Annotated in this window: 18 protein-coding genes; 10 read left to right on the forward strand and 8 right to left on the reverse strand. The window is 67.5% G+C overall.

Going from position 1 to position 23,254, the window contains the following annotated elements:
- Positions 1-105 precede the first annotated feature (105 nt).
- The 10 genes from LJF27_RS10420 (at position 106) to LJF27_RS10465 (ending at position 14,194) form a co-directional block, all read left to right on the forward strand.
- A complete protein-coding gene (locus tag LJF27_RS10420) occupies positions 106-993 on the forward strand; it encodes an NAD(+) kinase (RefSeq protein WP_003091343.1) in 888 nt (295 codons plus the stop codon).
- Positions 993-1,973, forward strand: coding sequence for a metallophosphoesterase (locus LJF27_RS10425; protein WP_003091336.1), 981 nt, complete (start codon positions 993-995; stop codon positions 1,971-1,973). The genes LJF27_RS10420 and LJF27_RS10425 overlap by 1 nt, the downstream gene beginning before the upstream one ends.
- A complete protein-coding gene (locus tag LJF27_RS10430) occupies positions 1,970-2,830 on the forward strand; it encodes a rhomboid family intramembrane serine protease (protein ID WP_003104987.1) in 861 nt (286 codons plus the stop codon). The genes LJF27_RS10425 and LJF27_RS10430 overlap by 4 nt, the downstream gene beginning before the upstream one ends.
- 83 nt (positions 2,831-2,913) lie before the next feature.
- Complete coding sequence (locus LJF27_RS10435) at positions 2,914-3,177, forward strand: YeaC family protein (protein WP_003104989.1); 264 nt, start codon at positions 2,914-2,916, stop codon at positions 3,175-3,177.
- Positions 3,177-4,010, forward strand: coding sequence for a DUF2797 domain-containing protein (locus LJF27_RS10440; protein WP_003091329.1), 834 nt, complete (start codon positions 3,177-3,179; stop codon positions 4,008-4,010). The genes LJF27_RS10435 and LJF27_RS10440 overlap by 1 nt, the downstream gene beginning before the upstream one ends.
- 18 nt (positions 4,011-4,028) lie before the next feature.
- Complete coding sequence (gene pepN / locus LJF27_RS10445) at positions 4,029-6,686, forward strand: aminopeptidase N (RefSeq protein ID WP_003116455.1); 2,658 nt, start codon at positions 4,029-4,031, stop codon at positions 6,684-6,686.
- A gap of 446 nt (positions 6,687-7,132) precedes the next feature.
- Positions 7,133-9,097, forward strand: a complete 1,965-nt coding sequence (locus LJF27_RS10450) for a DUF1302 domain-containing protein (RefSeq protein WP_003104994.1) — start codon at positions 7,133-7,135, stop codon at positions 9,095-9,097.
- Between the two features lie 58 nt (positions 9,098-9,155).
- On the forward strand, positions 9,156-10,523 hold the full coding sequence (locus LJF27_RS10455) for a DUF1329 domain-containing protein (protein WP_017001933.1): 1,368 nt from the start codon (positions 9,156-9,158) through the stop codon (positions 10,521-10,523).
- Positions 10,524-10,702: 179 nt separating this feature from the next.
- On the forward strand, positions 10,703-11,800 hold the full coding sequence (locus tag LJF27_RS10460) for a WD40/YVTN/BNR-like repeat-containing protein (protein WP_016253179.1): 1,098 nt from the start codon (positions 10,703-10,705) through the stop codon (positions 11,798-11,800).
- 12 nt (positions 11,801-11,812) lie between these two features.
- The gene (locus tag LJF27_RS10465; RefSeq protein ID WP_003104998.1) at positions 11,813-14,194 is read left to right on the forward strand and encodes an efflux RND transporter permease subunit; all 2,382 of its coding nucleotides are present in this window, start codon (positions 11,813-11,815) and stop codon (positions 14,192-14,194) included.
- Between the two features lie 70 nt (positions 14,195-14,264).
- On the opposite strand, the gene cprS is transcribed toward LJF27_RS10465, so the two are convergent.
- The 8 genes from cprS to LJF27_RS10505 form a co-directional block, all read right to left on the reverse strand.
- Positions 14,265-15,560 (reverse strand): cationic peptide sensor histidine kinase CprS, encoded by a 1,296-nt coding sequence (gene cprS / locus LJF27_RS10470; protein WP_003105000.1) that lies wholly within the window; start codon positions 15,558-15,560, stop codon positions 14,265-14,267.
- Entirely contained in the window at positions 15,557-16,228 is a 672-nt protein-coding gene (gene cprR / locus LJF27_RS10475) for a cationic peptide response regulator transcription factor CprR (RefSeq protein WP_003091311.1), read from the reverse strand. The genes cprS and cprR overlap by 4 nt, the downstream gene beginning before the upstream one ends.
- Positions 16,229-16,289: 61 nt before the next feature.
- The gene (locus LJF27_RS10480) at positions 16,290-17,369 is read right to left on the reverse strand and encodes a chlorophyllase/cutinase-like alpha/beta fold protein (RefSeq protein WP_003105002.1); all 1,080 of its coding nucleotides are present in this window, start codon (positions 17,367-17,369) and stop codon (positions 16,290-16,292) included.
- A 53-nt stretch (positions 17,370-17,422) separates the two neighbouring features.
- Positions 17,423-19,054 (reverse strand): BatD family protein, encoded by a 1,632-nt coding sequence (locus LJF27_RS10485; RefSeq protein ID WP_003113945.1) that lies wholly within the window; start codon positions 19,052-19,054, stop codon positions 17,423-17,425.
- Entirely contained in the window at positions 19,051-20,811 is a 1,761-nt protein-coding gene (locus LJF27_RS10490; protein WP_023117013.1) for a VWA domain-containing protein, read from the reverse strand. Before LJF27_RS10490 ends, LJF27_RS10485 begins: the two co-directional genes overlap by 4 nt.
- The gene (locus LJF27_RS10495; protein WP_004350938.1) at positions 20,808-21,830 is read right to left on the reverse strand and encodes a vWA domain-containing protein; all 1,023 of its coding nucleotides are present in this window, start codon (positions 21,828-21,830) and stop codon (positions 20,808-20,810) included. Before LJF27_RS10495 ends, LJF27_RS10490 begins: the two co-directional genes overlap by 4 nt.
- Complete coding sequence (locus LJF27_RS10500) at positions 21,823-22,317, reverse strand: DUF4381 domain-containing protein (RefSeq protein WP_003107434.1); 495 nt, start codon at positions 22,315-22,317, stop codon at positions 21,823-21,825. Before LJF27_RS10500 ends, LJF27_RS10495 begins: the two co-directional genes overlap by 8 nt.
- Entirely contained in the window at positions 22,314-23,252 is a 939-nt protein-coding gene (locus LJF27_RS10505) for a DUF58 domain-containing protein (protein ID WP_003091295.1), read from the reverse strand. The genes LJF27_RS10500 and LJF27_RS10505 overlap by 4 nt, the downstream gene beginning before the upstream one ends.
- Positions 23,253-23,254: the final 2 nt, after the last annotated feature.

Here is a 23,254-nt window from a genome sequence, read left to right on the forward strand (position 1 = left end):
TGCGCCACTCGCGGCGATTTCCCGTACATGCGCGGGTTTGCCGCTGTCCGCGGCTTTCGCCCATAATCCGCTCTATCCCGCCCGCCAGCTTTTCGCAGGAACCGCATGGAACCCTTTCGCAATATCGGCATCATCGGCCGCCTCGGCAGCACCCAGGTGCTGGACACCATTCGCCGGCTGAAGAAATTCCTGATCGATCGCCACCTGCATGTGATCCTCGAGGACACCATCGCCGAAGTCCTGCCCGGACACGGCCTGCAGACCTGCTCGCGGAAGATCATGGGCGAGATCTGCGACCTGGTGGTGGTGGTCGGCGGCGATGGCAGCATGCTCGGCGCGGCCCGCGCGCTGGCCCGGCACAAGGTGCCGGTGCTGGGGATCAACCGCGGCAGCCTGGGCTTCCTCACCGACATCCGCCCGGATGAACTGGAGGCCAAGGTCGGCGAGGTGCTGGACGGCCAGTACATCGTCGAGAGCCGCTTCCTCCTCGATGCCCAGGTGCGTCGCGGTATCGACTCGATGGGGCAGGGCGATGCGCTCAACGACGTGGTCCTGCACCCGGGCAAGTCGACCCGGATGATCGAGTTCGAGCTGTATATCGACGGCCAGTTCGTCTGCAGCCAGAAGGCCGACGGCCTGATCGTCGCCACGCCCACCGGTTCCACCGCCTACGCGCTGTCCGCCGGCGGTCCGATCATGCATCCGAAGCTGGATGCCATCGTCATCGTGCCGATGTACCCGCACATGCTTTCCAGCCGCCCGATCGTGGTGGACGGCAACAGCGAGCTGAAGATCGTCGTGTCGCCGAACATGCAGATCTACCCGCAGGTCTCCTGCGACGGGCAGAACCATTTCACCTGCGCCCCCGGCGATACCGTGACGATCAGCAAGAAGCCGCAGAAGCTGCGCCTGATCCACCCCATCGACCACAACTACTACGAGATCTGCCGGACCAAGCTCGGCTGGGGCAGCCGCCTGGGCGGAGGCGACTGATGCAACTCGACCCCGGACGTGGCTACGACCTGATCGGCGATGTCCACGGCTGCGCGCATACCCTGGACCGCCTCCTCGACCTGCTCGGCTACCGCCTGCAGGGCGGCGTCTGGCGCCATCCGCGGCGCCAGGCGCTGTTCCTCGGCGACATCGTCGACCGCGGCCCGCGCATCCGCGAGGCCCTGCACCGGGTGCACGCGATGGTCGACGCCGGCGAGGCGCTGTGCATCATGGGCAACCACGAATTCAACGCGCTCGGCTGGAGCACCCCGGCGGCGCCTGGTAGCGGCCGCCAGTACGTCCGCGAGCATACGCCGCGGCATGCCCGGCTGATCAAGGAGACCCTCGAGCAGTTCGAGGGCCACGACGCCGACTGGCGCGACTTCCTCGGCTGGTTCCAGCAACTGCCGCTGTTCCTCGATGCCGGGCGCTTCCGCATGGTCCATGCCTGCTGGGACGGCGAGCTGATCGCGACCCTGCGCCGGCAGTTCCCCGACGGGCGGATCAGCGAAGCCTTCCTGCAGGAGTCGGCGGAGCCCGGCAGCTTCGCCGACCTGGCCTGCAACCGTCTGCTGCGCGGCACCGACATGCGCCTGCCGCACGGTGCCACCCTGACCAGCAGCGATGGCTATACGCGCGCCTTCTTCCGCACCAAGTTCTGGGTCGAGGACGAGGCGCCGCGCACCTACGGCGATATCGTCTTCCAGCCCGACGCGTTGCCCGAAGCGATCGCCCGCGAGCCGCTCAGCGAGGAGCAGAAGTCCAGCCTGCTGACCTACGGCGCCGACGAACCGCTGTTGTTCGTCGGCCACTACTGGCGACGCGGCACGCCGGCGCCGATCCGGCCGAACCTGGCCTGCCTGGACTACAGCGCGGTGATGTACGGCAAGCTGGCGGCCTACCGCCTGGATGAGGAAACCCGCCTGGACCGGCACAAGTTCGTCTGGGTCGAAGTGAAGCGGCCGGAGGCTGACGAGTGAGCGCGGTGCAGGTCCTGAAGTTTCCCCTCTCGGTCGACCTGGCCGGCTTCGTCGGCCTGCTGCGGCGTCTGAACGTGCCGCACCGGGTCAGCGAGGAATCCGGCCAGCAGGTCCTCTGGGTGCCCGACGAGCGGCTCGCCGAGCAGGTCCGCGAGTTGTACCGGCGTTATCCCGAAGGCGATCCGCAGGCGACCCTGGAGGCCGCGCCGCGACCGGCGGGGCAGGGTTTCGTCCGGCAACTGCGGATGAGCCCGATGACCGCCGCGGTGTTGCTGCTGACCTTCGTCGTCGCCGCTGTCACCTACCTTGGCGACAACTTCGCGACGATGCGCTGGCTGACCTTCCAGGACTTCCGTATCCAGGGCCAGTACGCGCTGTTCACGCCGTTGGCCGAGAGCCTGGCGGCGGGTCAATGGTGGCGGCTGTTCACGCCGATGCTGATCCACTTCGGCTGGCTACACCTGGCGATGAACGCCATGTGGTTCTGGGAGCTGGGCCGGCGCATCGAATTCCGCCAGGGCCGTCCGATGCTGCTCGGCCTGACCCTGCTGTTCGGCCTGGTGTCCAACGTGGTGCAGTACGCGGTGAGCGGCGCCAGCCTGTTCGGCGGGTTGTCCGGGGTGCTCTATGGCCTGCTCGGGCACTGCTGGATCTTCCAGTACCTGGCGCCGAACCAGGCCTATCGCCTGCCCAGGGGCGTCGTGGCGATGATGCTGATCTGGCTGCTGGTGTGCCTGTCCGGGGTGATCGACCTGCTCGGCTTCGGCTCCATCGCCAACGGCGCGCACGTTGGCGGGCTGCTGGTCGGTTGCCTCAGCGGTTTGCTGGGCGGCCTGCTGGCGCGGCGTCGCCGTTGAGCGAGGGGCTGCGGCAGCTTCGATGTGCGCCGCCGGCCCCGGCCCGGTAGAATGGCCGGTACGCCTTTTCACCGGAGCCGGCCATGTCGTCCTTCAATCAAGCGATCGAGAACATCACTCCTGAGATCTACCAGAACCTCAAGCTGGCCATCGAGATCGGCAAGTGGCCGGACGGCCGCAAGCTGACCCAGGAGCAGAAGGAACTCTGCCTGCAGGCGGTGATCGCCTGGGAGCTGCAGAACCTCCCCGAGGAGGAGCGCACCGGCTACATGGGCCCGCAGCACTGCTCCTCGCATTCCGACGAGCCGATCCCGAACATCCTGTTTAAGTCGGACTCCGTGCACTGATGGAAGAAATCGCCCGCGGCGCGCTGAGCAAGATGACGGCGCGCCTGGAAAGCAATGCTCCCGTGCAATACGCCTTCCGCCTCGACGACCGCGAAGTCGCGGTGAACCCGCTGATCGGCCGGCCGCTGCGCCTGGAGTACCTCGGCAGCATCTTCTGCACCCATTGCGGCCGCAAGACGAAGAAGAGTTTCAGCCAGGGCTATTGCTATCCCTGCTTCACCCGGCTGGCGCAGTGCGACAGTTGCATCGTCAGCCCGGAGAAGTGCCACTACGAGCAGGGCACCTGCCGCGAACCGGAGTGGGGCGAGCGGTTCTGCATGACCGATCACGTGGTGTACCTGGCCAACTCCTCCGGGGTGAAGGTCGGCATCACCCGCGCCAGCCAGATTCCCACCCGCTGGATCGACCAGGGCGCGCGCCAGGCGCTGCCGATCCTGCGCGTGGCCACCCGCCAGCAGTCCGGCCTGGTGGAAGACCTGCTGCGCAGCCAGGTCGCCGACCGCACCAATTGGCGGGCCATGCTCAAGGGCGAAGCCGAGCCGGTCGATCTGGCGGCAGTCCGCGAGCAGTTGTTCGACCAGTGCGCCGACGGCCTGCGCGAATTGCAGCAACGTTTCGGCCTGCAGGCGATCCAACCGGTTATCGACCTCGATCCGCTCGAGATCGCCTACCCGGTCGAGGCCTACCCGAGCAAGGTCGCCAGCCTCGACCTGGAAAAAACGCCTATCGTCGAAGGCACGCTTCGCGGTATCAAGGGCCAGTACCTGATCCTCGACACCGGGGTGATCAACATTCGCAAATACACGGCCTACCAGATCGCCGTGCATCACTGAGCAGAAGGGCCACAAGCCATGCGCACCGAGCAACCGAAAGTCATCCACCTCAAGGACTATCAGGCGCCGGACTACCTGATCGACGAGACCCACCTGAAGTTCGAACTGTTCGAAGACCACAGCCTGGTACACGCCGAGTTGAAGCTGCGGCGCAACCCCGAGCGCGGCGCCGGCCTGCCGCCGCTGTTGCTGCATGGCCAGCAACTGGAGCTGCTGGCGCTCGAACTGGACGGCCAGGCGCTCGGCGCGGACGACTACCAACTGGACGACGAGCAGCTCGGGGTGCAACCGCGGCAGGCCGAATTCGTCCTCAGGAGCACGGTGCGTATCCATCCGGAGAGCAACACCGCGCTGGAAGGCCTGTACAAGTCCGGCAAGATGTTCTGCACCCAGTGCGAGGCCGAGGGTTTCCGCAAGATCACCTATTACCTCGACCGTCCCGACGTGATGAGTCGCTTCACCACCACCGTCAGCGCCGAACAGCAGCGCTACCCGGTGCTGCTCTCCAACGGCAACCCGGTGGCCAGCGGTTCCGAAGGCAACGGCCGGCACTGGGCGACCTGGGAAGACCCGTTCAAGAAGCCGGCCTACCTGTTCGCCCTGGTCGCCGGCGACCTCTGGTGCGTCGAGGACAGCTTCCGCACCATGAGCCAGCGCGACGTGGCGTTGCGCATCTACGTCGAGCCGGAGAACATCGACAAGGTCCAGCACGCCATGGACAGCCTGAAGAAGTCGATGCGCTGGGACGAGGAGGTCTACGGCCGCGAGTACGACCTGGACATCTTCATGATCGTCGCGGTCAACGACTTCAACATGGGCGCGATGGAGAACAAGGGCCTCAACATCTTCAACTCCAGTTGCGTCCTGGCCCGCGCCGAAACCGCCACCGACGCCGCCCACCAGCGGGTCGAGGGCGTGGTGGCGCATGAGTATTTCCACAACTGGTCGGGTAACCGGGTCACCTGCCGCGACTGGTTCCAGCTGTCGCTCAAGGAGGGCTTCACCGTATTCCGCGACTCGGAGTTCTCCGCCGACATGAACTCGCGCACGGTCAAGCGCGTCGAGGACGTCGCCTTCCTGCGCACCAACCAGTTCGCCGAGGACGCCGGGCCGATGGCGCATCCGGTGCGCCCCGACTCGTTCATCGAGATTTCCAACTTCTACACCCTGACCGTCTACGAGAAGGGCTCGGAAGTGGTGCGGATGATCCACACCCTGCTCGGCGCCGAAGGCTTCCGCAAGGGCTCGGACCTGTACTTCCAGCGCCACGACGGCCAGGCGGTGACCTGCGACGATTTCGTCAAGGCCATGGAAGACGCCAATGGCGTCGACCTGACCCAGTTCAAGCGCTGGTACAGCCAGTCCGGCACTCCGCGCCTGGCGGTGGAAGGCGAGTACGACGCCGCCGCCCGCCGCTACACCCTGACGGTGCGCCAGAGCTGCCCGCCGACTCCCGGCCAGCCGAGCAAGGAACCCTTCGTCATCCCGCTGGAGCTGGGTCTGCTCGACGGCCAGGGCCACGAACTTCCGCTGCGCCTGGAAGGCGAGGCCGTGGCCCAGGGCGGCAACCGCGTGCTGGCGGTGACCGAGGCCGAGCAGCGCTTCGTCTTCGTCGAGGTGCCGGAGCAGCCGCTGCCATCGCTGCTGCGCGGCTTCTCCGCGCCGGTGAAACTGAGCTTCCCCTACAGCCGCGACCAGTTGCTGTTCCTCATGCAGCACGACAGCGACGGCTTCAACCGCTGGGAGGCCGGCCAACAGCTTTCGGTGCAGGTCCTGCAGGAGCTGATCGGCCAGCACCAGCGCGGCGAGCAACTGGTACTCGACCCGCGCCTGATCGAGGCCTACCGCACCCTCCTGGCGGACGAGGCGCTGGACCAGGCGATGGTCGCCGAGATGCTCTCGCTGCCCAGCGAGGCCTATCTCACCGAGATCAGCGAAGTCGCCGATGTCGACGCGATCCATGCCGCCCGCGAATTCGCCCGCCAGCGTATCGGCGAAGCGCTGTTCGAGCCGCTGTGGCAGCGTTACCAGGCCAACCGCAAGATTTCCCGCGACACCGCCTACCTCGCCGAGGCCTCGCACATAGCCCGGCGCAGCCTGCAGAACATCGCGCTGTCCTACCTGTCGCTGTCGGGCCGGGAGGAAATCCTCGCCGCCTGCCTGGAGCAGTACGAAGGCTGCGACAACATGACCGAGCGCCTGACCGCCCTGGCGGTGCTGGTCAATTCCGGCTTCGAGGCGGAGAAGGGCAAGGCCCTGGCCATGTTCGCCGATTACTTCAAGGATGACCCGCTGGTGATGGACCAGTGGTTCAGCGTGCAGGCCGGCTCGCCGCTGCCGGGCGGGCTGGAGCGGGTCCAGGCGCTGATGCAGCACCCGGCCTTCACCCTGAAGAACCCGAACAAGGTGCGCGCGCTGATCGGCGCGTTCGCCAACCAGAACCTGGTCAACTTCCATCGTCCTGACGGCGCCGGCTATCGCTTCCTCGCCGACCAGGTGATCGTGCTCAACGCACTCAACCCGCAGATCGCCTCGCGCCTGCTGGTGCCGCTGACCCGCTGGCGCAAGTACGACGAGGCGCGGCAGGCGCTGATGCGCGGCGAGCTGGAACGCATCCTGGCCTCCGGCGAATTGTCCAGCGACGTCTACGAAGTGGTGAGCAAGAGCCTGGCCTGATCCGCCAGCTTCACCCGGAAGAGGGTGTTACTGGCCACTGGCTGGTAACGCCCTTTGTTACTTCTGGGAATCGCTTCACTGTTTTCCATTGATGGAGTCCGCTTAATCGTGTTTCGCGAACCTCCCTGCGCAGGCTCTGCGAAGGGACTTTTCGCGCCACCGGCGAAATTCGCCTGGCGCGTTTTGTCGGACACTTCCTGTTTTCTGGTCAGTGAATGAACAGTCATCCCGCAGGAAGTCCTGTTTTTTTCGCAATCCATTGAATTGCCTGGAGGATTCCGTTGAATTGGCATCCCGGTTGCACTGCCTCGTCGCGCGGTTCCCTTTCGTCGATGCTAGGCCGGTGACGCCGCGACCACCCATAACAAGGCCGCAGAGAAACGGCCGAACGGCGAACCGCCCGCAGTGGCGGCGCCCAACGCATGACCACATGGAGTGAGTTCCCGATGTACATCCCCAACCGCCAGCCCCGGCTGCGCTCCGCGCCGGCCCGGGCCGGCTTCGCCTTCGCCGGGCTGCTGCCGCTGCTGGGCGGCCAGGCCCAGGCCGTCGAATTCAGCTTCCTCGACAACGAGGTGTCCGGTTCGCTCGACACCACCCTGTCCTACGGCACCCTGTGGCGGGTGCAGGGGCAGGACAAGAGCAACAATGACATCAACACCAACGACGGCAACCGCAACTTCGATACCGGCCTGGTTTCCGAGGTCTACAAGATCACCTCGGACCTGGAGGCGACCTGGCGCAATTATGGCGTGTTCATCCGCGGCACGGCGTTCTATGACACCCAGATCATGGACAAGCGCAACGACTACTACAGCCACAACGATCCATCGCAGCCGAGCCAGAGCTATCCCCACGACGACCGTTTCACCAGCCAGACCCGCGACATCGCCGGGCACAAGGCGGAAATCCTCGACGCCTACGTCTACGGCAGCTGGGACATCGGCAACATGCCGCTGAGCGCGCGCTTCGGCCGCCAGGTGTTCAACTGGGGCGAGGGCATCTTCTACCGTGGCGGGGTCAACACCACCAACCCGGTGGACGCCGCCAAGTACCGCCTGCCCGGTTCCGAGCTCAAGGAAGTGCTGATGCCGGTGGAAGCGCTGAGCTTCAACATCGGCCTGACCGACAACCTGTCGATGGAAACCTTCTACCAGTGGAACTGGAAGGAAACCCGCCTCGACCCGGTCGGTACCTTCTTCTCCGAGACCGACCTGTTCGCCGACGGCGGCAACACCGGCTACAGCGACTTCACCGGTACCGCGCTGGACACCCCGGTGCCCGGCTTCGGCAACGTCATCGGCCTGTACCAGGCGCTGGGCAACAATCCGCTGCTCAGCGGCGCGCTGAAGAACACCGGCCTCTATGCCAACGGCGTGACCCCGGCCTACGGCAACGTGATGAAGGTGTCGTCCATCGGCAAGGACATCAACGCGCGCAACGACGGCCAGTTCGGCGTGGCCTTCCGCTACATCGCCGAGGAACTGAACAGCACCGAGTTCGGCTTCTACTTCGTCAATTACCACTCCAAGGAACCGACCCTGTACGCCGACATCGGCGACTATGCCGGGGCCGACCTGGCGGCGCTGGCCAACACCCTGCGGCCGATCGCCGGCAACCTCGCCGAAGCCCTGGCCAACGGCCTGGTGACCGCCGACGTGATGGGCAACATCAATGCCCGCCGCGAGTTCGCCGAAGACATCCGCATGTACGGCTTCAGCTTCAACACCACGGTGGGCGACGCCTCGGTGTTCGGCGAGCTGGCCTACCGGCCGAACCTGCCGATCGGCATCGCCGCCACCAACGACCTGATCGGCGACCTCGCCCACGGTGCGGCGGAAGCCGCCAACGGCGGGCAGATCAACGTCGGCGGGCAGATGGTCGGCCTCGGCGGGCAGATCCACAACTACGAGCGGGTCGAGGCGTTCAACACCTCCCTCGGGACCATCTACAACTTCGGTCCGTCGCTGAGCTTCGACTCGTTGACCGGCGTCGCCGAGCTGGCTTCGGAACACCTGCGCGGCAGCAGCCTGAAGTACACCGCCTACGACGGCAGCACCCGCTACTATGCCGGGCGCGGCAACAGCTCGTACGTTTCCGGCGGCGACCGTGGCGACCAGGTGAACCGCAACGCCTACGGCTACACCCTGCTGCTCAGCGGCACCTGGAACGACGTGTTCGCCGGGGTCAACGTGTCGCCCTACGTGGTCTACAAGGACGACTTCGAAGGCAACTCCTACCAGACCGGCAACTTCATCGAAGGTCGCAAGGCCTACACCCTGGGGATCAAGGCCACCTACCTGAACAGCCTGGAAGGCGAACTGCAGTACACCGAGTTCTACGGCGGCGGGCAGAACAACAACATCCGCGACCGCGACAACATCGGCCTGACCGTGAAGTACTCCTTCTGACCGAACCGATAACGACACGGGCGCCGCGAGCGCCCGGCACCTCACACGGAGAACCCTCATGTTGAACAAGCACCTGCTGATCGGCGCTTCCCTGGCGCTGGCACTGGGCAGCGGCGGCGCGCTGGCCGGCGTTTCCGCCGGCGAGGCGGCGCAACTGAAGTCGAGCCTCACCCCGCTGGGCGCGGAGAAGGCCGGCAACGCCGCCGGCAGCATTCCCGCCTGGACCGGCGGCATCACCCAGGCGCCGGCCGGCTACAAGCCGGGCCAGCACCACCCGGACCCGTTCGCCGCGGACAAGCCGCTGTTCACCATCGACAAGGCCAACCTGGAGCAGTACAGGAAACACCTGACCCCGGGCCAGCTGGCGCTGTTCAAGACCTACCCGGACAGCTTCCGGATGCCGGTCTACCCCAGTCGCCGTTCCGGTTCGGCGCCGCAGTGGCTGTACGACAACACCTTCGCCAATGCCACCAGCGCCAGGCTGCTGGACGGCGGCAACGGGTTCGCCGACGCCTATGGCGGGGTGCCGTTCCCGATTCCGAAGAGCGGCGTGGAGGCGCTGTGGAACCACGTCGCCCGCTACCGCGGCACCTATGTCGTGCGCCGCGCTTCGGAAGTCGCGGTACAGCGCAACGGTAGCTACTCGCTGGTGACCTCGCAGCAGGAAGCGCTGTTCAAGTACTACCTCAAGGGCGGCAGCTTCGCCGACCTGAACAACCTGATGTTCTACTACCTGTCGTTCACCAAGAGCCCGGCGCGCCTGGCCGGCGGCGCGGTGCTGGTGCACGAGACCCTCGACCAGGTCAAGGAGCCGCGCCAGGCCTGGGGCTACAACGCCGGCCAGCGCCGTGTGCGGCGTGCGCCGAACCTTGCCTACGACACGCCGATCGCCGCCGCCGACGGCCTGCGCACCGCCGACGACACCGACATGTTCAACGGCGCGCCGGACCGCTATGACTGGAAGCTGCTGGGCAAGAAGGAAATCTACATTCCCTACAACAACTACAAGGTCAGCAGCCCCGAGGTGAAGTACGAGGAACTGCTCAAGCCGGGCCACCTCGATCCGCAATACACCCGCTACGAGCTGCACCGCGTGTGGGTGGTGGAAGGTACCCTGAAGCCGGGCGCGCGGCATATCTACTCCAAGCGCACCCTGTACCTCGACGAGGACAGCTGGAGCGCGGCGGTGGTCGACCAGTACGACGGTCGCGGCGAACTGTGGCGGGTGTCGATGGCCTACCTGAAGAACTTCTACGACCTGCCGTACACCTGGAGCGCGCTGGATGTGTTCCACGACCTGCAGGCGCGTCGCTACCACGTGCAGAACCTGGACAACGAGGAGCCGGGTACCATCGACTTCACCCAGGCGATACCGGACGACTCCTACTTCAAGCCCTCGGCCCTGCGCCGCCGCGGCACCCGCTGATCGCTCCGCTCGCCGGCGCCGACCGCTTCCCTCCGGGGAGGAGGGCGGCGCCGATCCCCCGTTACAGACGGCTTACACGCTTAACAAAAGATAACGTGGCTTCAATTGTCTCCGTCGCCAAACGCTGGCTATATAACGCTCACCACGAACCACTAATAACAACAACGGGGACGGTATCCATGCGTGAGCCCATGACGTGGCGCACTTCGCCCGGCCAATCCGCGGACGCTTTGCGGCATCCGGCCATTCCTTCCAGATCGCCCCTGGCCAGCAGGGCCCTGTCGTTTCTCGGGGCGCTTTCTCTTCTGACCTTCGCCGCCACCCCGGTCCTGGCCGAGTCGACGCCAACCGCCGCGCCGCCGCAATTCGCCGTGGAGTCGCCGAAGGCCGCCAGCAGCCTGCTGCTCAGCGTCGCCCATGCCGGCAAGCGGCTGGTCGCGGTCGGCGACCGTGGGCATATCCTGCTCTCCGACGACGACGGCAAGACCTGGACCCAGGCCAAGGTGCCGACCCGCCAGTTGCTCACCTCGGTGTTCTTCGTCAACGAGCGCAAGGGCTGGGCGGTCGGGCACGATGCGCAGATCCTCGTCAGCGACGACGCCGGCAGCACCTGGACCAGGCAGTTCGAGGACCTCGGCCGCGAAGCGCCGTTGCTGGACATCTGGTTCGCCGACGAACAGCACGGCCTGGCCGTCGGTGCCTATGGCGCGCTGCTGGAGACCCGCGACGGCGGCCAGCACTGGGAAGACGTCAGCGAGCGCCTGGACAACGAGGACCAGTTCCACCTCAACGCCATCGCCGCGGTCAAGGACAACGGCCTGCTGGTGGTCGGCGAAGCCGGCAGCCTGTTCCGCTCGAAGGACTGGGGCGCCACCTGGGAAAAACTCGAAGGCCCCTACGAGGGCTCGCTGTTCGGCGCCATCGGTACCGCCGATGCGGGCGGCGTGCTGGTCTACGGCCTGCGCGGCCACCTGTTCCGCTCCGCCGATTTCGGCGACAGCTGGGAAGAGATACCGCTGAAGGCGGCGTCCGGCGACCTGGAATTCGGTCTCTCCGACGGCGCGCTGCTGGCGGACGGGCGTATCGTCGTGGTCGGCCACGGCGGCAGTGTCCTCGAAAGCACCGACGGCGGGCGCAGCTTCAGCGTGTTCAACCGTCCCGACCGGCTGTCCCTGGCCGGCGTCAGCGCCACCGGCGACGGCCACCTGATCCTGGTCGGCCAGGGCGGCGTGCACCTCGCTGCGGCGAACGGTGCCGCGCTCGAACAACAACAATAAGGCGGGGGTCGCATGAGTGCCATGAACCAGCATCAGCAAAACAAGGCGAGCCTGCTCGAACGCCTGATCTTCAACAACCGGCCGGTGGTGATCTTCCTCTGCCTGCTGGTCAGCGTCTTCCTGTTCTACCAGGCCACCCAGGTGCGGCCGTCCACCAGCTTCGAGAAGATGATCCCGCTGGAGCACCCGTTCATCCAGAAAATGCTCGAGCACCGCAACGACCTGGCCAACCTCGGCAACACCGTGCGCATCTCGGTGGAGGCGGTGAACGGCGACATCTTCACCAAGGAGTACATGGAGACGCTCCGGCAGATCCATGACGAGGTGTTCTACATCCCCGGCGTCGACCGTTCCGGCCTGAAGTCGTTGTGGAGCCCCAGCGTGCGCTGGACCGAAGTGACCGAGGAAGGCTTCGCCGGCGGCGAGGTGATCCCGCAGACCTACGACGGTTCGCCGCGGGCGCTGGAGGAACTGCGCAACAACGTGCTCAAGTCCGGGCAGATCGGCCGCCTGGTGGCGAACAACTTCAAGTCGAGCATCGTCGACGTACCGCTGCTGGAGATGTACCCGAACCCGAAGAACCAGAGCGAACTGATCAAGCTCGACTACCGCCAGTTCTCCCATGAGCTGGAAGAGAAGATCCGCGACAAGTACCAGTTGCAGAACCCCAACGTGAAGGTGCACATCGTCGGCTTCGCGAAGAAGGTCGGCGACCTGATCGACGGGCTGGTGATGGTGGTCGGCTTCTTCGGTATCTGCCTGCTGATCACCCTGGTCCTGCTGTACTGGTTCACCAAGTGCATCCGCAGCACCATCGCCGTGCTGATCACCACCCTGGTCGCGGTGCTCTGGCAGCTCGGCCTGCTCAACCTGGTCGGTTTCGGCCTCGATCCCTATTCGATGCTGGTGCCGTTCCTGATCTTCGCCATCGGTATTTCCCACGGCGTGCAGAAGATCAATGGCATCGCCTTGCAGTCCAGCGGCGCCGACAATGCGCTGATGGCGGCGCGGCTGACCTTCCGCCAACTGTTCCTGCCGGGGATGATCGCGATCCTCGCCGACGCCGTCGGCTTCATCACCCTGCTGGTGATCGACATCGGGGTGATCCGCGAGCTGGCCATCGGCGCCTCGATCGGCGTGGCGGTGATCGTCTTCACCAACCTGATCCTGCTGCCCGTGGCGATCTCCTACATCGGCATCAGCAAGAAGGCGGTGCAGCGCAGCAAGGATGACGCGGTGCGCGAGCACCCGTTCTGGCGCCTGCTGTCGAACTTCGCCAGCCCGAAGGTGGCCCCGGTGTCCATCGCCATCGCCCTGCTGATGCTCGGCGGCGGCCTCTGGTATGGCAAGCACCTGAAGATCGGCGACCTCGACCAGGGTGCGCCGGAACTGCGTCCCGACTCGCGCTACAACCTCGACAACGACTTCATCATCCGCAACTACTCGACCAGTTCGGACGTGCTGGTGGTGATGGTCAAGACCTCCCCGGAAGGCTGCTCCACCCACCAGGCCCTGGCGGCCATGGACGAGCTGGCCTGGAAGCTGGAGAACACCGAGGGCGTGCAGTCGGCGATCTCGATGGTCACCGTGTCCAAGCAGGTGATCAAGGGGATGAACGAAGGCAACCTGAAATGGGAGACCCTGTCGCGCAACCAGGACGTGCTGAACAACTCCATCGCCCGTGCCGACGGTCTCTACAACACCGACTGCTCGCTGGCGCCGCTGCTGGTCTTCCTCAACGACCACAAGGCCGAGACCCTCGACCGCGCGGTGGCGGCGGTGCAGGCCTTCGCCGCGGAGAACGACAAGGACGACCTGCAGTTCCAGCTGGCCGCCGGCAACGCCGGGATCGAGGCCGCCACCAACGAGGTGATCAAGCAGTCCGAACTGATCATCCTGGTTCTGGTGTACATCTGCGTGGCGGCCATGTGCATGATCACCTTCCGTTCCTTCGCCGCGACCCTCTGCATCGTCCTGCCGCTGATCCTCACCTCGGTGCTGGGCAACGCGCTGATGGCGGCGCTGGGCATCGGCGTGAAGGTCGCGACCCTGCCGGTGATCGCCCTCGGCGTCGGCATCGGGGTGGACTACGGGATCTACATCTACACCCGCCTGGAGTCTTTCCTGCGCATGGGCCTGCCGTTGCAGGAGGCCTACTACGAGACCCTCCGCTCCACCGGCAAGGCGGTGCTGTTCACCGGCCTGTGCCTGGCGATCGGCGTGGCCACCTGGATCTTCTCGGCGATCAAGTTCCAGGCCGACATGGGCCTGATGCTGACCTTCATGCTGCTCTGGAACATGTTCGGCGCCCTCTGGCTGCTGCCGGCCCTGGCGCGTTTCCTGATCAACCCGGCCAAGCTGCAGGCCAGGAAGGCCTCGGTGTTCGCTCACTGAGTCGCGCCGAGCCCCGCCAAGACCGCGGCCCAGGCCGCGGTTTTTTTGTGCGGAGGAAGGCCGTCGCGCTTCAGTCCGGCGTGGCGGGGAACAGCAGCTCGCAGCGGAAGCGCTGCTCGTCGCTGCTGTAATGCAGGCGCCAGCCGCTCTTCTGGCACAGGCGCTGGACCAGGTCGAGGCCCAGGCCATAACCGAACGCCATCGACTCCTCCGTGCCCTGGGCCGCACCGATGGGGTTGCTGATCAGCAGGCTGCGGTCGCGCACGACGATTTCCACCACGCCCTCGTCGCTGTACTGCAGGGCGTTGCGCAGCAGGTTGCCGATGATGATCCGTGCGCGGGTCTGCGGCAGGCTGTGTGGCTCCACGTCGAGGTGGAAGGTCAGGCCGCGGCGCTGGCTCAGCGCCTGCTGCTCCTCGAGCAGTTCCTCCAGCAGGCGGCCGACCTCGATGTGTCCGTCGTCGCGCAGTTCGCCGCTCTCGCGGCTGAGCCAGAGCAGGGTCTCGGTCATCTGCTGCATGCCCAGCGCCGAGCGGCGGATGCGTTGCAAGGCATGCGGGGAGGGCGCGCGGCCGGGTTGGTCGAGCAGCTCCAGGTTCATGCCGATCACCGCCAGCGGGGTGCGCAGCTCATGGCTGGCGTAGCGCAGGAAGCGCTCCTCGCGCTGGCTGAAGTCCTTGATCCGGGTCACGCTGTTCCACAGGGTATCCGCCAGCACGTTGAGTTCGCGGTAGTTGAAGCGCGGCCGCTGGCTGTCCGGGGCAAGGTCGTCGAGGGTCATCGACCAGCGCGTCAGCTTGCGCAACGGCGCGACGATGAACCAGACCAGCAGGCCGACGGCGGCCAGCGAAGGCAGGGTGACCGATAGGGTGACGATCCAGGTCTGCCTGACGCGGGCGTCGATGATGGCGTCGGACAGCGGCGTGTCGATGCTGCCGGCGGCGTCGTTGTCGTAGAGGTAGAGCGTCTTGCCGTCGGCCAGTGGCTGGCGGACCACCACGTAGGCATCGTCGCTGGGCGCGTCGTCATCCTCCTCTTCGTCATCGTCGTCCCAGTTGCCGAGCAGTTGCATGGCGCCGATGCTCTTGTAGGGCGGGGTGTCGAGCATCTCCCTGAGTTTCGGCGGCAGCCCCGCGGTGCCGACGCTGCCCTTGAAGTAGTAGCTGTCCGGCGCCGGCGTAGCCGGGTCTTCCTGGTAGCGCTGGGCGAAGTACAGCCCTTCCTCTTCCATCATCATGCTGAGCAGGTAGAGGGCGCCGGTCTCGCCGTAGTCGCCGAGCATGCGCGTGTAGACCAGCAACACCCCGGCGAGGATCAGGGTGACGCCGCCGCCGACGATGGGGATCAGGCTCAGGCCGCGTTTCATTTGCGCTCCAGCTGGAAGCCGACGCTGTGCAGGGTATGGATCAGAGGGGTGGCGAACCCCTTGTCGACGGTGCTGCGCAGGTGGTGCATGTGCACGTTGAGGGTGTTGCTTTCCGGCGGTTCGTCGCCCCAGACGCTGCGCCCCAGCTGCTCGCGGGTGACCAGCGCGGGGCTGGCGCGCATCAGGCACTCAAGGATCTTCCAGGCGGTGGGGGACAGCGCCAGGGGCGTGCCGCCGCGGCTGGCCTGGCGGCTGTCGAGGTCCATCACCAGGTCGTCGACCTGCAGGCGCTGGGCCTGGCCGCTGCGGCGCCGGCTGAGGGCTTGCAGGCGGACCAGCAGCTCCGGCAGTTCGAAGGGCTTGAGCAGGTAGTCGTCGGCGCCGGCGTCGAAGCCGTCGAGCTTGTCCTGCAGGGTATCCAGGGCGGTGAGCATGAGTACCGGGGTCTGCAGGCCGGCTTCGCGTAGCTGGCGACAGACCTGCCGGCCGTTGATGCGCGGCAGCATGATGTCCAGCAGGATCACGTCGTAGCGGTTGGCGCGCGCCAGGTTGAGGCCGGCCTGGCCGTCGCGGGCGTGATCGCAGACCACCCCGGCGGCCTCGAGGTAGTCGATGACGGTGCCGGCGAGATCGAAGTTGTCTTCGACGACGAGTACGTGGATATGCATGGTATCTGTTCGCATGACGGATGGGACGCTGTGCCTGGTTCGCCGCGGGCGTTGCCCGCGCCTACTTGAGCACCTTGATCGGCTTCACCGGGGTGCCGTCGCTCCACTGGCCCATGCCGGTCTGCTCCGGCGTAGCGCCCAGGGCGTACTGGCGGTTGCGGTTGTAGAACGCCGCGTCGGTGAGGCCATCGAACAGCTTCCAGGTGCCGTACCAGTCGAGGGCGTCGATCACCAGCGGGTCGTGGCCGGTATAGCGGCCTTCGGCCTGCTGGACTTCGAGGCGCTTCTCGACGCGGTCGAGCAACCAGTCGCTGTCTTCTTCCTTCGGATACTGCGGGCCGAATACCGGCGCGGTGGGTGCCGCGTGGTTGGCCAGCAGCGGCGGAGCGCCGTGGCGATCGCTGCGCAGCAGCAGCAGGTTCTTGTCGCTGGGCGGAATGTGCCGGCTCTGGCGGTAGATGCGCTTGGCGTCGGTGCAGGCCACGTGGCTGTCCTCGTCGCCGCAGACCGCCAGCAGCAGGGTGCCCTTGGCCAGCCCCGACAGGCGTTCCTGGGCCACGCCGTCCCAGCGCTTGCCCTGGCTCTTGCCGGGCTCGACCACCATCAGCGCCTTCGCCGCCGGCAGCTTCAGGCGTTCGCTGGCGGCCGCCAGGTTGGCGGCGAGCAGTCCGCCGGCGGAGTGGCCGAGGTAGGCGACCTGGTTCAGCCGCGGGCGCACCCCCAGCTCGCCGGCCTGCAGGCGCCTGAGGGCGTCGCCGAGGGCGCCGGCGGCATTGTCGAGGAAGTCTGCGTTGGGCGTCTTCAGGTCCGGCTGGTAGCGCGGGTAGACCACCACCATGCCGCGGCGGACGATATGGTCGATCCAGGCGCGGTAGAGGTCCGGCTGCATCACGCTCCAGCCGTGCAGGAAGATCACCAGCGGAGCGTTGCCGGGGACCGGTTGCTCGGGGGTGAACACCCAGTATTCGCGAGCGCCTTCGCCGAAGTGCCACTGATGCACGCTGGCATGGCGATAGTCCGCGCCGCCCGGCCCTTCGGCCGGCTGCGTCGGCGGCGTGGGCGCGGTCGGCGGTTCGGCGGCCGTCGCGGCGTGGCCCAGGAGCAGGCCGCACAGGACGAGGTACAGGGTACGGAAGCGCATGCGGGCCCTCTTGCGGAATCGGAATGTCGTGCCAGTCCTAACCATAGCGCCGTTCAGCGCGGATAGAGCGGTGGCAGGCCGCCATTGTCGACCGCTCCCGCCGGCGCTTGTTCCGTGGTGGGCAGGGCGCGGATCGCCCGCCACAGGTCCTCGCCCTGCCAGGAATGGCCGCTCTCGCTGTACAGCGCGCCGTTGAGGCCATCCAGGGCGTCGGACAGCGGTACGAAGCGGGCCGCCATGTCGGCCAGGGTATCGGGTTGCTGACGGGCCCAGGCGTCCAGGGCCTGGCGGGTCGCCTGGGGATCGTTGGCCAGGCAGGCGCGGCGCAGCTCGTCGAGCAGGCTGCGGCTGCTCGGGCCGTTGGCCGCGGCGCGGATCACCGCCGGCAACTGGCGGGCGCGCCACCAGAGGCCGAAGCCGAGCAGGGTGGTCAGGGCCAGCACGGCGGTAGCCAGTTGCCAGGGCCAGAGCGTCGGCTCCAGGCGTTCGCCGAGCGGCAGCGCCGCCGCCGGCGGCTCCGCCTCGGCCTGCGGCGCGGCGGCCACTTCCAGGGTGCGCGGTGGCAGGCTGGTGCGCTCCAGGCGGTCTTCGCGGGTGTTCCACCAGACCACTTCGAGCGCCGGCAACTCGATGCGCCCGGCCTGCTCGGGCACCAGCGCCTCGCGCTCCTCGCGACTGCCGATGAGGCCCTGGTCGGTGCTCTGGTCGGCCAGCTGCGGTTGGTCCGGGTAGCGCCGCAGGCCTTGCACGTCGGGCAGCGGCAACGGCGGAAGCTGGGTGCCGGAAAGCCCCTCGACCTTCAGCAGCACGTTGCGCGTCAGCGATTCGCCGACCTGTGCCTGCTCCGGCTGCGGGCTCCAGCTTTCGCTGATGCTCAGCGCGCGGGCCGGCATCCAGGGCGCGTCGGCCGGATAGTCGGCGGGCTTGGGCCGGACCTGCAGCGGGATGCTCGGCGAAGTCACCCGCATCTGCCGGCCGGGGCGCGGGCCGAAGGGGTTGTAGTCGTCGCTGCCACGGTCGACCAGGGTCGCACTGAAGGCTTGCGCAGGAATCTCCAGGGTGCCGCTCTTCTGCGGGAAGATCGCGTAGCGCACCTCGATCACGCCGTGGCGGATGCCGTTGATCTCCTTCTCGTAGGTGCGCGCCTCGCCGAGCTGTTCGACCTTCGCGTCGTTCATCGCCAGCGGGGTCAGGCTGCTGTCGTCGTATAGCGACACCGAGTGGTAGATGCGCAGGGTGAGGATCGCCTGGGCCTGCACGTAGACTGTCTCCTGGTCGACGCTGGCATCGATGAAGACCGGCGCCAGCTTGCTGCTCTTGGCGCGGTCGCGCGCCTCCAGTACGTGCAGCCTGATCGGCTGGGTGCTGCTGGCGCCGAGGCTGATCGGCGGGATCGCCACGTAGCCGCTCTGCTTCGGCAGGAGGGTGACGATCCAGCGGGTGGTGGCCTGGGCCCGGCCGTTCTGCGTGGCGAGACGGTTGACCTGGCGCGTGCCGAGGACCTCGAAGAGGGCGTCCAGCGGGCTCAGGTCGGGTTTGCCGAAGAGGGTCGGGTCGTCCGATTCCAGCGTCAGTTCGACGCTTTCCCCTTCGGTCAGGCGGGCGCGGTCGACGCTGGCGCTGAAGCTGGCATGGGCGGAAACGCAGAGGAGCGCGAGAAGCAGGCTGCAGAACAGGCGGATCATGGCGTGGCTTCCTGGCGTTGCTGCTGTTGGTACCAGAACTTGCGCCGCAGCAATTCGGCGGGATCGTCGGGAATCTGTCGCAGCCATTGCTCGAGGGCCTGGCGACGTTCGTCGTCGAGTCCGTCGTCGGCTTCCTCGTCGCCCGTCCGCTCGTCCTCGGCGTCGGGCTGCGGCTGCGCTTGGCCGGGTGCTCCGGCGGTCTTCTCGCCTTCGTCTTCCGGCAGGCTGGCCGAGGGCGCCGCGGCCTGGGCCTTCTGCGCATCGACGGTCGCCGCGTCGCGCGGCGGCCGCTGGCTGCTTCCGGATGGCGGGCTCTGCTGGCTCGCTTCCTGGCGCTGTTCCTTGTTCTCGCCGGCCTGCTGCTGCGCCGCCTGTTCCTGGCGTTGGCGCAGCAGTTCCTCGACCAGGGCCTTGTTGCGTTGCGCGGCGACCAGTTGCGGCTGGCGCTCCAGGGCTTGTTCGTAGGCGTCGACGGCGGCTTCCAGTTCGCCCTGGCGGGCCAGGGCGTTGCCACGGTTGTAGTGATCGTCGGCCTGGTCGCCTTGGGCGAAGGCCTGGGCCGCGGCGGCGTAGTCGCGGGCCTGGTAGAGCGACAGGCCTTTCCAGCGGAAGTCCTCGAAGCGCTTCGCCGCCTCGTCCGCCTGGCCCCGTTGCAACAGGCGCTGGCCTTGCTGGTCCGGACGCAGCCAGAGGTCTTCGAACTGGAAGGCCATGGCCGGTTGCGGCAGGCTCAGCATCAACAGCGGCAGGCAGAACAGCCAGCCGCGCCGTCCGGCACAGGCGGCCAGCAGGAGCAGCGGCAGGAGCAGCCAGTAACCCTGGTCGGCCCAGCGCTGCAGGCGCAGCAGGGCGTTCTCGCGATCTTCCTCCAGCGTGCCGCCGCGGGCCAGCAGGCCGAGGCTGTCGAGGTCGCGATCGTTCGGCCGCAGGCGCTGGTAGCCGGCGCCGATCTCCGCGGCGAAGCGGCGCAGCCCGCTTTCGTCGAGCCTGGGCAGGAGGATGCCGCCCTGGTCGTCCTTGAGGAAGCTGCCATCCTCCTGCTGCACCGGAGCGCCCTTCGGCGTGCCGACGCCGAGCACGGCGAGGCGCGCCGCCCGGTGCTCGAGGGCGCTGCGGATGCCCTGGCGCTCGGGTTCGCTCAGCTCGCTGGTCAGCAGCAGCAGGCGGCCGCGGCCCTGGGCGCCCTGTTCCAGCAGGTCGAGGGCCTGGCGCACGGCGAGGTCGGCGCGCTGGCCGGGCTCGGGCATGATCGAAGGTTTCAGGGCGTCGAGCAGGTTGCGCGCGGTGAGCTGGTCGTCCGACAGCGGCACCAGGGTATGCGCGCTGCCGGCGTAGACGACGATCGCGGTCTGCGCGTCGTTGCGCGTGCGAAGCAGGTCGAGCAGCTTGCGCCGGGCCTGCTCCAGGCGGGTCGGCGACAGGTCGCCGGCAAGCATCCCGGGAGTCAGCTGGAGGATCGCCACCAGCGGGTCGCTACGCTTCATCGAGGGCTGTTCCAGTTGCTGCCAACTGGGCCCGAGCAAGGCCAGCAGGGCCAGCAGCCAGGCGATGCCGAGGCAGATCCAGGGCATGCGGTTCTGCCGCCCGGCGCCGCCGACCAGCAGCCAGGGCTGGAAGGCCGTCGGCAACAGCAATTGCCAGCGTCCGGCACGACGCTGGCGATGCAGCAGCTTCCACAGCAACCAGCCAAGCAGCGGCGCCAGCAGCAGCCAGTAGGGGCGCAGCCAGTGCGGCCAGGCATCCAGCAACAGGTTCATGGTTGCCTCCCGGAACGGCGGCGCGGCCAGGTCCGGTTTTCCCGTGGCCAGAGTTCCAGCGCCACCAGCAGCACACTCAGGCCGAGGGCGGCGGCCAGCGGCCAACTGTACAGCGCCAGGGCCGGGCGCGCCCGGGTAGTCTGCTGGGCGACCGGTTCGAGGCGGTCGAGGGTCGCGGAAATGCTTTCCAGCTCGGCGCTGGATCGCGCGCGGAAGTATTCGCCGCCAGTGCTCTCGGCGATACCGCGCAGGGTCGGCTCGTCGAGATCGAGCCCCGGGTTGAAGCCGAACAGGCCGGGCACGCCGCCTTGCTGCGGGTCGGCGCCGATGCCGATGGTGTAGATCTTCACCTGTTGCTCGGCGGCCAGTTGCGCGGCGATCTGCGGGGCTATCTGTCCGCCGGTGTTGGCGCCGTCGGTGATCAGCACCAGCACCCGGCTTTCCGCAGGCCGCTGGCGCAGGCGCTTGACCGCCAGGCCGATGGCGTCGCCGATCGCCGTGTTCTTGCCGGCGATGCCGATCTGCGCCTCGTCCAGCCAGACCCGCACGGTGTGCCGGTCGAAGGTCAGCGGCGCCTGCAGGTAGGCCTGGCTGCCGAACAGGATCAGGCCGACGCGGTCGCCACGACGGTCTTCGATGAAGTCGCCGAAGAGTTTCTTGATCAGTTCCAGGCGGCTGATCTCGTCGTCCTGCCAGCGCATGTCGCGGTAGTCCATGGAACCGGAGACATCCACCGCGAGCAGCAGGTCGCGGCCGCTGGCGGGTAGCGGCAGGGGGTCGCCGACCCACTGCGGGCGGGCCGCGGCGAGCAGCAGGAGGAACCAGAGCAGGGCGAAGCGCACCTGCTGCCGCCAGGCCGGCAGGCGTGCGCGGGCACGACGCCCGGCGAGGCTTTCGAGTTCGTCGAGGAAGCTCACCTTGAGCGCCGCCTCGCCGCTGTCGGCGGCCGGCAGCACCAGGCGCAGCAGCCAGGGCAACGGGGCGAGGGCGAAGACCCAGGGCCAGGCGAACTCAAACATGCTTGCGAATCCAGGTGGCGACGGCGGCGTCGAGGCCGTCCACGGCCTTGTCGTCGAGGGTGCAGTCGGCGCGGTAGCCGCCTTCCACCAGGATCATCCAGCGGGTCAGGCCGGCGGCCGGGCAACGGTTGTCGAGGAACGCCAGCCAGGCGCGGCCGCTGAGGGCGTGGCTGCCGCTATCTGGCCAGCGCGCCCTGCAGACCCGCTTGAGCAGGCCGTTGATGGCTTGCAGCCAGGGTCCGGCGGAAGCCCTGCCGTAGGGCTTGGCAAGCGCGGCCAGTTCGGCCAGGGCCGCTTCGCGCAGCGGATCCAGCGGCGCTTCGCCGCGGGTGGCGATGGTGCGCCGCGGCAGGTGCCGGCGCAGTCGCCAGAGCCCCCAGCCGAGCAACGGCAGCAGGGCGGCCAGCAACCACCAGCCGGGCGCCGGCGGCCACCAGCCGACGGGCGGGGGGGCGATCAGCGGTTCCAGCCGGTCGAGCGGGTTCATGCGCGATACCCCGGCTGGTGTTGTTCCAGCAGGTCCCGCAACTGCTCCACCAGGTCTTCCTGGGTCGACAGCGGCAGCAGCGGCACGCCCAGTCGCTGGGCCAGCCGCTGCCAGCGCGCGCGGCGCGCCTCGGCCAGTTCGCGATAGGCCTGGCGCAGCTCGTCGGCGTGGGTGTCCAGCTCGAGGTCGGCGGCGCCTTCGCGGAAGCGCAGCAGTCCGGCGGCGGGAAGGGCATGGTCGAGCGGGTCGGACAGCGGCAGCAGCACCAGGTCGGTATGGCGTGCGATCAGGCTGAGTTGCTGCTCGGCGACGTCATTGAGGGTGCGCTCGTCGCACAGCACCAGGATCAGGCTGCCCGGGCGCAGCACTTCGCGGGCGCGGCGCAGGGCCAGGCCGAACAGTTCGCCAGGCCGCTCGGCCGGCGTCTCGCGCAGCTCGCGATTGGCCCGCAATAGCTGGTTGAACAGTTGCAGCAGGCTGTGCTTGCTGCGTCGCGGCTTGATTTCGTGGCAGTCGCGGTCGCTGAATACCAGGCCGCCGATACGGTCGTTGTGGGCCAGCGCCGACCAGCCGATGAAGGCCGCCGCGCGTGCCGCCAGCACCGCCTTGAAGCACAGGCCGGAGCCGAAGAACAGGCGCTGGCTCTGTTCGACCAGGACGAACACCGGTCGCTCGCGTTCCTCGTGGAACAGCTTGGTGTGCGGCTCGCGGGTGCGCGCGGTGACGCGCCAGTCGATGGTCCGTACGTCGTCGCCGGGCTGGTAGATGCGCACCTGGTCGAAGTCCACGCCGCGTCCGCGCAGGCGCGAGTGATGCAGGCCGACCAGTGGGCTGCGGCGGTTCTGCGAGGAGAACAGGCGCGCTTCGTGGAGCCGGTGGCGCATTTCCAGAAGCTCGTCGAGGCCCAGTTCGACGCCCGGGGCGGCGCTCAGCATGG

The sequence above is a fragment of the Pseudomonas sp. 203-8 genome (assembly GCF_020708595.1).
Lineage (GTDB): Bacteria > Pseudomonadota > Gammaproteobacteria > Pseudomonadales > Pseudomonadaceae > Pseudomonas > Pseudomonas aeruginosa.

Coding starts and splice junctions, on each gene's coding strand:
- LJF27_RS10485 (WP_003113945.1), bottom strand. CDS start 19,054: ATGATCCGCCTGTTCTGCAGCCTGCTTCTCGCGCTCCTCTGCGTTTCC.
- LJF27_RS10435 (WP_003104989.1), top strand. CDS start 2,914: ATGTCGTCCTTCAATCAAGCGATCGAGAACATCACTCCTGAGATCTAC.
- LJF27_RS10455 (WP_017001933.1), top strand. CDS start 9,156: ATGTTGAACAAGCACCTGCTGATCGGCGCTTCCCTGGCGCTGGCACTG.
- LJF27_RS10500 (WP_003107434.1), bottom strand. CDS start 22,317: ATGAACCCGCTCGACCGGCTGGAACCGCTGATCGCCCCCCCGCCCGTC.
- LJF27_RS10480 (WP_003105002.1), bottom strand. CDS start 17,369: ATGCGCTTCCGTACCCTGTACCTCGTCCTGTGCGGCCTGCTCCTGGGC.
- LJF27_RS10495 (WP_004350938.1), bottom strand. CDS start 21,830: ATGTTTGAGTTCGCCTGGCCCTGGGTCTTCGCCCTCGCCCCGTTGCCC.
- LJF27_RS10490 (WP_023117013.1), bottom strand. CDS start 20,811: ATGAACCTGTTGCTGGATGCCTGGCCGCACTGGCTGCGCCCCTACTGG.
- cprR (WP_003091311.1), bottom strand. CDS start 16,228: ATGCATATCCACGTACTCGTCGTCGAAGACAACTTCGATCTCGCCGGC.
- LJF27_RS10505 (WP_003091295.1), bottom strand. CDS start 23,252: ATGCTGAGCGCCGCCCCGGGCGTCGAACTGGGCCTCGACGAGCTTCTG.
- LJF27_RS10465 (WP_003104998.1), top strand. CDS start 11,813: ATGAGTGCCATGAACCAGCATCAGCAAAACAAGGCGAGCCTGCTCGAA.
- LJF27_RS10425 (WP_003091336.1), top strand. CDS start 993: ATGCAACTCGACCCCGGACGTGGCTACGACCTGATCGGCGATGTCCAC.
- pepN (WP_003116455.1), top strand. CDS start 4,029: ATGCGCACCGAGCAACCGAAAGTCATCCACCTCAAGGACTATCAGGCG.
- LJF27_RS10420 (WP_003091343.1), top strand. CDS start 106: ATGGAACCCTTTCGCAATATCGGCATCATCGGCCGCCTCGGCAGCACC.
- LJF27_RS10450 (WP_003104994.1), top strand. CDS start 7,133: ATGTACATCCCCAACCGCCAGCCCCGGCTGCGCTCCGCGCCGGCCCGG.
- LJF27_RS10440 (WP_003091329.1), top strand. CDS start 3,177: ATGGAAGAAATCGCCCGCGGCGCGCTGAGCAAGATGACGGCGCGCCTG.
- LJF27_RS10460 (WP_016253179.1), top strand. CDS start 10,703: ATGCGTGAGCCCATGACGTGGCGCACTTCGCCCGGCCAATCCGCGGAC.
- cprS (WP_003105000.1), bottom strand. CDS start 15,560: ATGAAACGCGGCCTGAGCCTGATCCCCATCGTCGGCGGCGGCGTCACC.